The organism is Flavobacterium sp. (assembly GCF_046153165.1).
Taxonomy (GTDB): Bacteria; Bacteroidota; Bacteroidia; order Flavobacteriales; family Flavobacteriaceae; genus Flavobacterium.
Genome location: NZ_JBJXEN010000109.1, coordinates 1 through 14,120, shown reverse-complemented (window position 1 = coordinate 14,120; position 14,120 = coordinate 1). Strand labels below are relative to the sequence as shown.

Here is a 14,120-nt window from a genome sequence, read left to right as displayed (position 1 = left end):
AACGGGAATAATTTAGCCGATGTTTATATTGATTCTTTAAATCCTCAATCTGAAATTAATTAAATTATCCAAAAAAATGCAACCAGTTTTAAATTTGGTTGCAACTGGTTTTTATGTTTGCAGACACCCTCAACTCCCCTATTCTTAATGTCAAAACAATTATTGCAACCAGTTGTTCTATTAAGTTGCAACCAGTTTTTAATATCTAACCTTAGTGATTTTAAATAAAATTGACAAGACAATTATTAAAAAAAATAACGATAAAAAACCATTGCAATGCCATTGCAATTATTTTCTTAATTCATTGCAATACCATTACAATAACTCACAACCCCCTTTAAAATCAAGCCTATTTACATATAGCAACAATTGCAATGGCATTGCAATTATTTGTATCGTGGTCTAGTTGTTTGCTTGTCTTTCCTTAAAATAAGTTTACCCTTAAAAAGTAAACCTATTTTAGGATTAATTTTTAAGAGTAAACTTATTAAAGGATTAGTAGGGAATGCAAATTAAAATGTAAGTTCTTTTTCAGCACATTACAGGTTAACAATCAATATTTTGTAGATAAAAAAGCCATTGCAATGGCTAAATCAAAAAATACAGTTTTACCGTTGCGGAGCCGTTGCCTAAAATACTATTTTCCCATTGAAAAGCCATTGCGAGCCATTGCGAGCCGTTGAAAAGCCGTTGCGAAAATAGTATCGAGCCATTGCAATTGTTTTTAAATCATTGCAATTATTTTTATCGTCCTGAAATGGGTTTACTCTTAAAAATTAATCCTAGAATAGGTTTACAAGCACACGAATCTTTTTTAATTATTATTAATTCATTGAAGTTTTAGATATTTTATAACCAGTTTTAGTTAGAAGATATCTAACTAAAATTAGTGATTGTTTTGCTTTGTTTTTTTACACTAAATTAGCCGAAATTTAAAATAGGGATAACTTCGTTTGTAATCTATTTCCTAAATTGAACTAAATTATTTTAAATCAATAACTTAACCTGAAACAAATTTAATTCATGTCATATTTTTTAAAAAACAATAAAATAATTTTATTGCTTACACTTCAACTTTGCGCCGTTTCAGCATATTCCCAAGACATTCTTTGGGAGAAATCATACGGAGGCAAACATGCTGATTTCCTAATGGATGCTAAACCGACAGCTGACTATGGCTTTATATTAGCTGGTAGTTCATTGTCTAAAAAATCAGGAAATAAAACTGAGACTAATAATGGGGATCTAGATTATTGGATCTGGAAAATGGATGAAAAAGGAGATTTGGATTGGCAAAAAAATTTTGGAGGTTCTGGGAATGATTTCTTAAAGAGTATCACTTTAACTAAAGACGGCGGGTTTATTCTGGCTGGAACTTCAAATTCTGATAAAGAATTTGACAAAGCTGACGATTCTAAAGGACAAGAAGATTTTTGGATTATTAAATTAGATGCAAAAGGCGGAGTAGAATGGCAAAAGACTATAGGGGGAAGTTGGCAAGAAAGAATACAAACCATTATTCAAACTAAAGAAGGCGGATATATTTTAGGTGGCTCATCTACGTCAAATATATCGGGTGATAAAATCAATGATAGCTTTGGAAATCTGGATTATTGGATTTTAAAACTAGATACTAAAGGTAAAATAGAATGGCAAAAGACTATGGGAGGTATCTATGAAGATGAATTACGAAGTATAGAGCAAACCAAAGACAACGGTTACATTTTAGGCGGTTATTCAAATAGTCCAATTTCGGGAAATAAAACAGAAGATAATATAGGAGTTGGCGATTATTGGATAATTAAATTAAATGATAAAGGTATAATTGAATGGCAGAAAACTATTGGAGGAGATCAAGATGATCAGTTATATGTAGTACATCAAACATACGATAAAACTTATATTGTTGGAGGAAGTTCAAATTCAAGTAATAGTAAAAATAAAACTAAAGAAAATGGAAGTGGAACTGATTTTTGGTTGTTAAAACTTGATGAGTTAGGTATCATAAAATGGCAAGAAACATACAATTTTGGAAAAGTAGATGTTTTAACTTCATTAGTTGAAAATGAAGATCACAGTTTCTTAATTGGTGGATATGCGCAAAGTGAAGTGTCAGAAAACAATGTAAAAGGATTACCAAAAAAGAAAGAGAAAAAAGGAATTAACGATTATATTGCTCTGAAGATAAATGAAAATGGGGAAGAAATTTGGAATAAAGCAGTTGGCAGTGATGATGAAGATATTTTAAGTAATGTAATTGAAACTAGAGATGGTGGTTACTTGCTATCAGGCACATCTAATGGTAAGAGTTCAAGAGATAAAAATGGTAACATAGGAAGTAATGATTTTTGGGTTGTGAAACTAAAAGATACAAGTAAGCCAGAGAAAATAAAAGTTACAATTGAAGCTTTACCAAATCCTGTAGTAACTTTCACAAATATTATTGTAAACTATGAATATTCGGAGGGTACAGCTACATTATATGATTTAAATGGAAGACAGTTGGAACAAAATAAAATACATGGAGAACGAACAGTACCATTTAATTTGAGTAATCTTCCAAGTGGAATTTATATTATAAATATAGACACGAATACACATCAAGAAGGAATTAAAATAATTAAACAATAATCATGAGAGGATTTAAAATAAAGAACATGTATTTTAGAATTATATTTTTAATCAACTTCATTTCTTTCAGTTTGTCTGCGCAAATTGGAACAACAAATGTAAATGTCAAAACACCAGGCGTTACTGATTTTATACGTTATGGTAATATAAGTAGCGCTTCTTTTAATGGAGAATTAAATACCAAGATTCCATTAATTACAGTTCCAATAAATAAACAAAATCCGTTAGAACTTTTTTTAGGATATAACGCTTCAGGATTTGTTCCTGCAAAATCATCAGGGATTGTTGGTTTAAATTGGCATTTAAATGTGGGAGGTGTAATTACAAGAGAAGTAAAAGGTTTACCAGATGACCAATTAGGGCAGCCAACAACACTTCAAGGTGGTGGAACACTTGATCCTAATGGATTTATATGTGGTATAAAATTTCAACAAGCAAATAATCCTAGTAATCCTAGTTATTACATAAATGATAATATATATAATGATCCAATAAATGTTGCCTATGCTTTTGCAGATTCTAAAAACCCAAATATTTATTTGTATGGACCAGATACTGGAGGAACCACAAAAATTGAAAAATCATTTGAAGAAAATCCAGATATTTTCAGTTTTAATTTTAATGGTATCAGTGGTAAGTTTTTTATGGGGTATGATGGAAAAATTAAGGTGGTAACGAATGAGCCCAACAATCTTAAAGTAGATGTGTCAGGAATGAGTTCGCAGATTTACAACGCTAAATGTGCAAATTCGTTATTGTCTTCTGAAATTAAAATAACAGATAATTTGGGGAATGCGTATTATTTTGGAGGATTGTCGAGATATTTAGAATACACAGTCCCAATGGCTACTTCTGGATCTGGTGCGGGTAGTCCAGTGATCACTTCTTGGTTCTTAAAGAAAATTGAATATTATGAAACTCAAAGCGTAATTAATTTCAATTACAGACCTGATTTTGTTTTGCAATCAGGTACAGTGACAGGTGGAGATTTTTGCAATGATGGAGGTGGAGGTATTTATTGGCATAGTAACTCAGTTGAGAAAGGGAAATTGTTTGCTTTAAGCGAACATCAAAATGAAGATGTATATGATTATAATTTAGATGTGACAAAAACAGAATGGGGATTTGACCCTATTTTCTTTGCTTCTACTGGGATTCCACTGGGATATTGGCAACAAACACATGCTCAGGCATCGGGCTCTACAGGCGGAGCACCAACTAATAATTATTCCGTTCAAAAAAAGGCGATATTGGAAAGTATTACCGGAGAAGATTTTACCATAAATTTTGTATACGGAGATCATGGCTTTGTTCCTAATAATCGTTTTGCTATAGATGGAATTAATCCATATATTAATGAACAAAAGTTAGATAATCTGACTTTACTTGACAAAAATAATACTCAAATTAAAAAAATTAATTTTGAATATTCTATTCGAGGAGGAACAGCTGCGGTTAATTCTTATCCAAGATTATTTTTAGACAAAGTAACAGAAGTGGGTAAACCACCTTATGTATTTGATTATTTTATAGACGCATCGGATATATTGCCAAGACAATCAACCGCAGCAATCGACCATTGGGGTTTTTGGAATGGGAAATCATCAAATGATGGGGGTAATTTTAATGCTTTAACATTAATTCCAGATACTAGTTTTACAGTTCAAGGAGATTATAGTTTTACTTCAGATATTCGAGATCCAAATTTTGCCTATGCAATAAAAGGGCAATTAAAAAGAATAACTTACCCTACAGGTGGTTATTCTGAATTTGAATATGAACCTCACACTTATAGCAAAAGATTAGAAAGAAGAAGTGTTAATAGTTTTTTACCCTCGTTATATGATGTAAATGGGATTGTGGGAGGTACTAGAATACAGAAAATCACAGATTTTGACGGTACGGTAACAACAAATATTAAAGAATATAAATATTCTAGCAATTATCCTTCAGCTACTTCGAGTGGTATTTTATTGCAATGGCCAAGATATGTTATCGCTTTGAAAATCCATTATTGCTGTGGAAATAATGGTGGAGATAAGTGGTTGGCACATAGAAATTCAAATACCATAAATAAAACCCTTCTAGAATCATCCGTAATTAATTATTCGGAAGTTACAGAGGTTACCAATGGTAATGGTTACATTGTAAATAAATACAAAGATTATATTACTAATCCAGATAAAGGCACACTTAATTCGGATTACAGGATTAGCCAGATTTTTGCTACAATACCTTATAATCAACAAGGAGGGGTGTCTTATGACCTTCCAGAATTAGAAAAAAACTTAAATGGTGTTTTCTATAGTGATAATAGTATGGAAAGAGGAAAATTGCTATCACAGAAATTTTATGATGATTCCGGGAATCCAAAACTGCAAACCAATTTTGTGTATAATAATGACACTGCAAAATATAGTCAATATGTAGCGTTTACAAACAGAACAGGCAATTGGCTGCAGACTTTGAAGCTATACTACTATAATGATTATGTTTCAGAGAAAAATACCAATACATATACAGCATCAGGAAATATATTCACTACTGAAAAATTTGAATACAGCTCTTTGCCAAGTTACTCTATTACTATGTCTAATCAAGATGCCTTAACCAGAAAATATATGTACTCTAGCGTAAATAATGAAATTGTAGAAACACAATTCAAATATCCTTCTAACATATATGCAACAGGAACCACAAACTATATCAATTTTCAAAATGCAAACATTGCTGTTCCATTAAGAGAATCACAGCTTTGGAATAGTGTTAAACTCTCAGAAAAATTTACAGCTTATATTAAAGACGCAAGTACTAATAATGTTTTATTGCCAAAATACATATATGGAGGAAAGTTTCCAAATAATTATACCAATATAACTGATGTAGGAACATTAGAAAAAAAAATAACTTATGATTCTTATGATACAAAAGGGAATGTGACACAATACACTCAAGAAAACGGCATGTCTGTTTCGGTTATTTGGGGTTATGAAAAAACGTTACCTATTGCTAAAATTGAAAATGCAACTTATGCTCAAATTGCTACGGCGCTTGGGGTAAGCGTTACAGTGTTACAAGGATATAACGAAGCCAATTTAACCGCTCTAAATGGGTTAAGGACAAGTTTGACTACTGCCATGGTTACTACATACACAAATATAAGACAGGTTGGAGTTAGTACAATCACTGATCCAAAAGGAAATATCATGACCTATACTTATGATTCATTAGGAAGGTTATTAAATGTAAAAGACAAGAATAACAATGTTATTTCACAATATCAATATCACTATAAAAGTTAAGAAAATACGATGAAAAATAAATTATATACCTTAATTTTTTTAGTTAGCTTTTTTAATTGCTATTCTCAAATACAAAAACTGGGCATTACTCCAACAATAGTTACACCTCCAACTTGTGAAACCTATGTTTATATTGACAATGATTTAGATGGGTTTGGTGCGGGAGCTAGAGTTTGTTTAGATACATTACCTGAAGGCATACCATATTCTTTGGTTGGAACAGATTGCAATGACAATAATGCACAAATCAATCCAAATACAGTCTGGTTTGTTGATGCTGATAGCGATAGTTTTGGTAGTGCTATAGCAACTCCTTTTGTAGGATGCTATCCAACACCGCAAACTGGTTATACACTCAATAACTTAGATTGTAATGACGGTAATCTATTAATAAACCCAAATACAAAATGGTATGTAGATGCTGATTTAGATGGTTTTGGAGATAACAATGTTCCTTATATTGTACAGTGTAATCAGCCACCCAATCGTGTTTTGGACAATACGGATTGTAATGATTCCACTAATTTAATTAAAGGACCTAAAACCTGGTATCAAGACACTGATCAAGATAGCTTTGGAGATCCTGCAGCTACAATTATAGCTTGTACTGCTCCAGTTAATTATGTTGCCAATAACCTTGATGCTTGTCCAACAATATCTGGACCAATTCAGGGATGTATTACTCCAAATCCCACAACAAGTTATGGTACTAGAAATTATATTATAACCACAACTCCTAAAATACCAGTCACTAATATTCAAAATATCACTAATAGTAAAGATGCTGTTATAAATATTACCTATTATGATGAATTGGGTAAACCAAATCAGAATATTGCTTCACAACAATCAGCCTCTGGAAATAATATAGTTACTCATATAGAATATGATTCTTATAGCAGACAGGTAAAAGATTATTTACCTTATAAGGCAAATGCTCAAGGAATAGCTTTTGAAACAAGTGCCCTATCTAGCACATTAAGTTACTCTGATTATACAAGTCAAAACCCATATAATGATAAACTTTTTGAATCATCACCTCTCAATAGAGTATTAAAACAAGCCGCTCCAGGTTCTTCAAATGATTGGGCAATGGGAGGTAATCATGAAATGAAATTTGATTATCAAACCAATACTGCTTCAGAGGTTAAACTATATGTGGCAAATGCCACTTGGAATTTGACCGCTGGGTTATTCGATATGTCATTATTACAAGCGGGTACTACTAATTATACTGCAAGTCAGTTGACAAAAACAATAATCAAAGACGAAAATTGGACAAACGGAAATAATAATACAACAGAAGAATTTAAAGATAAGGAAGGTAAAGTAATTTTAAAAAGAGCTTACGATAATAATGTTGCCCATGATACTTATTATGTATATGATCAATACAGTAATTTGACTTATGTAATTCCTCCATTGGTAAACGATGTTACTACGCAGCTAGACGGTTTGTGCTATCAATACAAATATGATTTAAGAAACAGGATTGTCGAGAAAAAACTACCAGGTAAGCAATGGGAATTTATTGTTTATGACAAATTAGACAGAGTAGTTGCTACTGGACCAGCATTTACACCATTCCCAAATGCTACAGGAAGTGGATGGATGATTACAAAATATGATGTTTTTAACAGACCCATCTTAACTGCTTGGCAAACAGCTACAATTTCATCAACTACACGAACGTCATTACAAACTTCGTACAATAATGCCACTGTATTAAATGAAACAAAAAATGCAACAGCAACAGACAGTGCTCCTGTAAATAGCATAGCATGTAGATACTCTAATCTAGTTATCCCAACTTCTGGTTATGATATCTTAACAGTTAATTACTATGATGATTATAATTTTTCTTTTGCTCCAGTATCTATTCCAACACTTGTAGAAACACAACCTGTATATTATAATACTACTGTAAAACCTAAAGGTTTATTAACGGGTTCATGGGTAAGGGTTTTAGATGCGACTAATACCTCTACCAGCTCAGAAAAATCATATATACTTTATGATTACAAAGCTAGACCTATTCGTAATTATAAATCCAATTATCTTGGTGGATTTGTACAAATTGATGAAAATGTAGAATCTATAACAGGTAGAAAAAATTATACTTTAACTACTCATAGTAGAGCATCATTATCGACTGGAATTGTTACAATAAGAGATGAATATACTTATTCTAATCAAGATAGATTACTTATTCAAACACAACAAATTAATACATTACCTAAACAACTTATAGTAAGTAATACTTATGATGAGCTTGGTAAACTTATTTCAAAAAAAGTTGGGGGTACAGATATTACAGGACTAACTGGTTTGCAAAAAGTTGATTATTCGTACAATATTAGAAATTGGTTAACAGAAATTAATAAGACAGGAAATTTAGCACAAGGAGGTACGGATCCTTTAGATTTGTTTGCTTTTAAAATCAACTATAATACCGTTCAAAATGAAATTGGTTATACTGGAACTCCATTATATAATGGTAATATTGCAGAAACCTATTGGAAAACATCTAGTGATAACATTTTAAGAAAATATGTTTACTTTTATGACAATTTAAATCGCTTAAAAAATGCTATATATCAAAAACCCGGTAATGCAATTCCTGTGCCTAATTTTTATAACGAAAATCTAACTTATGATAAAAATGGTAATATCATGACATTAATTAGAAATAGTGCAAACTTAGATACAGCTCCTCTAATTAATATTGACAACCTGAGCTATTCCTACTTGGCTAATTCAAATCAACTAATAAAAGTTGATGATAATCCTACACCAAATAACCCAAATGGATTTAAAGATGGTCTAAGTGCAGCGACAGAATATTTTTATGATGCAAACGGTAATATGACAAAAGATGACAATAAGGGAATTACTTCAATTACATATAATCATCTAAACCTTCCAGTGGTAATAACTTTCGCAACGGGCAATATTAAATATTTGTATAATGCAGTTGGGCAAAAAGTAAAAAAAATAGTAATGATTACAGCACCATCACTCTTAACAAATACGACTGATTATATTGACAGTTTTCAATATTTAAATAATATATTACAATTTTTCCCTACTTCTGAAGGTTATGTAACAGGGACATATAAATATGTTTTTCAGTATAAAGATCATTTAGGAAACGTAAGATTAAGCTATACTAAAAACACAATTACAGGAAATTTAGATATTATAGAAGAAAATCATTATTATCCTTTTGGGTTAAAACATGCAGGGTATAACCCAAATATATTAAGCGGTTATGAGGAAGCCCAAAAGTATAAGTACCAAGGTCAGGAACGTCAAGACGAGCTGGAACTGAACTGGGACAGCTTTAAGTATCGTAATTATGATATGGCGATTGGGCGATTTATGAGCATTGACCCTTTAGCAGAGAAATACCCATACAACTCGACTTTTGCTTTTCAAGAAAATAAAATGGGAATGGGTAGGGAATTAGAAGGATTAGAACTTGGTGGTGCGCAATTTAATAATTATGCTGCTGAGTTTGGTAAGGCGGTAACTGGTTTTATTGATAATATTCGAGCAGAATTTAGTCGTACTGATGAACAAGAAATAATTCCCAATATAGTAACCTTAGAAAAATCAAGTACAACAACCTATAGCAGTAATTTATCCAATTATGCAATGACTAGCCAATACCCAAATTTTGGAAGTGCAAACTTAATTAATAAACCTACTACCGAAAATAAAACTGAGTTAAAAGCAACGGCAAAAGCTAAGGTAATTGTTGAAGGAGTTACGTTGACAGCTTCACATACTGTAAGCAAAAACATAAAAACAGGAGATAAAGAAAGTGAATCAAAAGTTGTAGTTGGTGCGGGTGAAAATGGAATTTACGTTTCTAAAAAAACAAGTAGTACAGGTGAAAGCAAAACTCGCACAGGAGTTCAAGGAGAGGTAGCAATTCCTATAACAACTAAAACTAAAGTTAAATTTGGTGCAAGTATATCAATCGGTCAGTAAAATAATTTTATCATGAAAAATAAATATTTTTTCTTATTTATTGCTTTAATAGCTTTAAATGCTTGTAAAAAAGCTGAAAATATAGAGGCAACAATGCCTACTAATAATCACTTTTGGGAAATTAAAAATAAAGGTGGTCGACCTATAATTGTCAATTGGGAACAATATGAAAATGACACTATTAAAATTAAAACACCTATTGGCTGGAAGATTAAAAAATCGAAGGATTCATGGATATTTTTTCCTTATGAGAAGAATAATCCAAAATTGTATTTTTCAATTATGAAATATAATGTCGCTGAAGTGAATTTAAATGCTGAAAAATATTTAATTGAAGGATTTAAACAAATTTCTGATAAAATAGACAAATTTCATTATTTACTTAAGAAGTTAAGTTTTGCAAATGGAACAAATTGTTATTTGTTAACAATTTTTACAAAAGAGAAAAACCGTAACTATATTACTTATGACTTAGTATATCAACCAGAGAATATCATATATGAATTTACTTTTAAAACACTTGATGATGAAAAAAATAATGAAGTCAATTATAGAAAATTTCTTCTTATTACACAAAGTCTCGAAGTTAATAATGACATGATAATGGATGGAAATAAATTTATAATAAGCGAAGAAAAAGAAATAAAAATTGAGGATTTATAAAAAAGTTCCGACATCTGAAACGAACCACAAACGCTTAAATCATCAGGGCGCAATAGCATTCCTGAATCGTGAAGAAATAAAACCTAACAACTGGATATTAATCTGGTCGTTAAGTTTTATTTAAAATTATGTGAATGAGTTTTTTTTTGTAAAGAAACTATGAATTAAAGAATAATAGTTGCTGTATTATTTAACTGCTTCTCCCAAGGCATTTTTATAATATTGTGTTCTATTTAAGGAATTGTTTCTAAAAATTATTTTGTTACAAAATAGTAATATAAGAATTAATATTTTTTTTGACTAAAATTATAAAATCTAATACTCAAAGTTATAAGTATTGGGTTTATTACAAAAATATACTTTATACAATGTATCTCATAGGTCTATTAAGTCTTCATTATACTAACTGAACCTATAAAAAGAGTGAATTATTATAAATTTAAAGAAAAAGTTCTTCAATCAAGTCTAAAAAAGTTTGTTTATAAACCTAATAGAAGATACTTTTGAGGAAAATTATATTTAATAGTCTGATAAGTATAAGCTTTACAAATAAATTATAACAAAACAATAAAAATGAAAAAAATACTTTTAGTGCTAACTGTGTTTGCAATTTTAACATCATGTAGTAAAAACGAAGTGCAAATTACACCTGAGTTACCTGTAAATATTTATGCTGCTGGTAGAGGGCAAAATTCTTCAGCAACTATGCGACAAGCTGTAGTTTGGAAAAATGGAGTGCCTACTTATTTAACAGATGGAACTAGAGAAGGTTATGCATATTCTGTTTTTGTAAAAAATAATGACGTACATGTTGCTGGTCATGAAAAAAACACTAATGGTATTTTAGAAGGTAAATACTGGAAAAATGGTGTTTTGCAAAACCTAAATATCAATACAACAGTAGGCTCAACATGTGTGTCTGTTTTTGTTTACAATGATGATGTGTATGTACTAGGAACCAATAATGGTGCTGTTGTATATTGGAAGAATGGAGTTCAAAATACGGTTACAGGAATTGGCACTGCGATACCCACATCAATTGTTGTGACTTTTAATAGTGTATATGTACTTGTTACAGAGAATAACTCTGTCAAAGTATGGAAAAATGGAGTTATTACAACTCTGTCTGATGGAATAAAATCAGATGAAGCTAAATCATTATGTATTGAAAATGGAAATGTTTTTGTTTTAGCAGAAGAAACATATAATGCTCAGAAGAAGATTAAATATTGGAGAAGTGGGGTTTTAACCTATTTAACATCTACTTCTAATAATATTTATGCATTTTCAATTGCTGTATCAAATGGTAATGTTTGTATTGGAGGAATTGAAGCTAATAAAGCTAAATACTGGCTTAACGGCATTCCAAACAATGTAAGTAATTCTACATCAAATTCAGTTATATACGCTTTAACCTACTTCAATGGTACTATATATAGTACAGGTTTTGATAATGGTATTATGAAATTTTGGGAAAATGCTACAGATTTAAATATAACGATTACGTCAGTTAATAATGACCCATATTCCATATTTGTAGCAAATTAGTGTTACAACACCTAAAACTTTATAAATTTTGTTGTGAAATTCTTTTTTAAATTTTTATTTCTGCTTTTACCTATAATTCCTGCTTTTTCTCAAAACGAAACAAATAATTGGTATTTCGGAGAAAATGCAGGTTTAAGTTTCAATAGTGGGAGTCCAGTTGCTTTAACAGATGGTCAACTAAATACATTTGAAGGGTGTGCAACCATTTCTGACACTTCAGGTCAATTACTATTATACACTGATGGCATTACAGTTTATAATAAAAACCATTTAGTAATGGTAAACGGTACTGGATTATTAGGTGATCATGATGCATCACAATCTGCAACAATTGTTCAAAAACCAGGATCTACAACATTATATTATATTTTCACAGTTGATGCCGAAGCAAGATCAAACGGTTTTCGCTATTCTATCGTAGATATGTCTTTAGATGGAGGATTAGGAGCGGTAACTTCAAGCAAAAACATTTTGATATTTGCCCCATCATGCGAAAAAATTGGAATAGTAAAGCACGCTAATGGCACAGATTTTTGGATTGTTTCACATGGTTGGGGTAACGATGCTTTTTACGTCTATTTATTATCAAATTCAGGGTTAAACAATACTCCGATAACTAGTAATATTGGATTTACACCGCAACCAACAGCGAATGGTGATGGATTTCAATCAGAAGGCTATCTAAGAATCTCACCTAATGGTTCTAAAATGGTTAACTGTAATTATTATAATGGAATAACACAGTTATTTGATTTCAATAATGTGACTGGTTTAGTTTCAAATCAGCAATCAATAATTATTGGAACAGATTTCTTTTATGGTGCAGAATTTTCTCAGAATAGTGAAGTCTTATATCTTTCGGCAGCTGGCGGTAGAAATATATATCAATTTGATTTAAATACCACCAATGTTTCATCAACAGCAACTTTAATATATTCAAGCATAAAAGTACCAGGTGCATTACAACTTGGCCCAGATGCTAAAATATATGTAGCTTTTTGGAATCAAAATAAAATAGGGGTTATTAATAATCCTAATGTATTAGGGTTAGCTTGTAATCTGCAATCAGATGCAGTTGATTTAGCAGGTAAATTATGCCAAATTGGTTTACCACCATTTGTCACTTCTTTTTTTTATACTCCAACGATACAATTGAATAATACTTGTGAAGGAGAGGCAACAAGTTTGAATTATACAACTAATCGAGTTATAACAAATACTATTTGGAACTTTGGTGATGGTAGTCCTATTAGTAATAGTCCTACTGCAAATCATATTTATAACACCGCAGGAACTTATACTGTTACCCTAACTTTAACCAGTGCTTTTGGAACGGTTACAAATACTAGAGATATTATTATTTATCCTAAACCTGTAATAAACCCTATTGTTTCATTGAAACAATGCGATGACGACACAGATGGTTTTAGCGTTTTCAATCTAACAGAAGCCAATGCTAAAATTTCAACTAATTTTGCCAATGAAATTTTTTCTTATTTTGAAACTGCTAATGATGCTCAAAACAATATAAATCCCATTCCAAACTTTACCACTTACACCAATCAAATAGTAAGTAATGATGTGATTTATGTTCGGGTTTCAGTCAATGGTTGTTTTAGAGTTGCGCAACTCAATCTGATTGTTTCAACTACCCAAGTGCCTGTTACTTTTACCAGAACTTTTACCCAATGTGACGATGCTCTTTCAGGAACAAATACTGATGGTGTTGCAACTTTTAATTTTGCAAATGTCGATACAGAAGTTAGGAATCTCTTTCCTGTAAATCAATCATTAACCATAACTTACTATCGTAATCTAGCCGATGCTTTAGCAGAAAGTAACGCTATTACTAATATTTCAAATTATCGAAACATTGGCTATGCAAATAGTCAAAATATATACCCCAGAGTTGATAGCGATTTAAACAACGACTGTTTGTTGCTAAAAAGCTTTATCACACTAAATGTAGAAAGAATCCCT

General features: G+C 31.0%; 6 protein-coding genes. All 6 read left to right on the top strand.

Annotation, left to right across the window (positions count from 1 at the left end; translation table 11 throughout):
* Positions 1 to 1,023 precede the first annotated feature (1,023 nt).
* Complete coding sequence (locus ACKVOV_RS13170) at positions 1,024 to 2,631, top strand: T9SS type A sorting domain-containing protein (RefSeq protein ID WP_409207222.1); 1,608 nt, start codon at positions 1,024 to 1,026, stop codon at positions 2,629 to 2,631.
* Between the two features lie 26 nt (positions 2,632 to 2,657).
* Entirely contained in the window at positions 2,658 to 5,933 is a 3,276-nt protein-coding gene (locus tag ACKVOV_RS13165) for a hypothetical protein (RefSeq protein WP_409207221.1), read from the top strand.
* A 9-nt stretch (positions 5,934 to 5,942) separates the two neighbouring features.
* Complete coding sequence (locus tag ACKVOV_RS13160; RefSeq protein ID WP_409207220.1) at positions 5,943 to 9,929, top strand: DUF6443 domain-containing protein; 3,987 nt, start codon at positions 5,943 to 5,945, stop codon at positions 9,927 to 9,929.
* A 12-nt stretch (positions 9,930 to 9,941) separates the two neighbouring features.
* On the top strand, positions 9,942 to 10,592 hold the full coding sequence (locus tag ACKVOV_RS13155) for a hypothetical protein (RefSeq protein ID WP_409207219.1): 651 nt from the start codon (positions 9,942 to 9,944) through the stop codon (positions 10,590 to 10,592).
* Positions 10,593 to 11,165: 573 nt separating this feature from the next.
* A complete protein-coding gene (locus tag ACKVOV_RS13150) occupies positions 11,166 to 12,140 on the top strand; it encodes a hypothetical protein (RefSeq protein ID WP_409207218.1) in 975 nt (324 codons plus the stop codon).
* Positions 12,141 to 12,173: 33 nt separating this feature from the next.
* Positions 12,174 to 14,120 (top strand): PKD domain-containing protein (locus tag ACKVOV_RS13145; protein WP_409207217.1); only part of this gene is annotated, 1,947 nt, incomplete at its 3' end.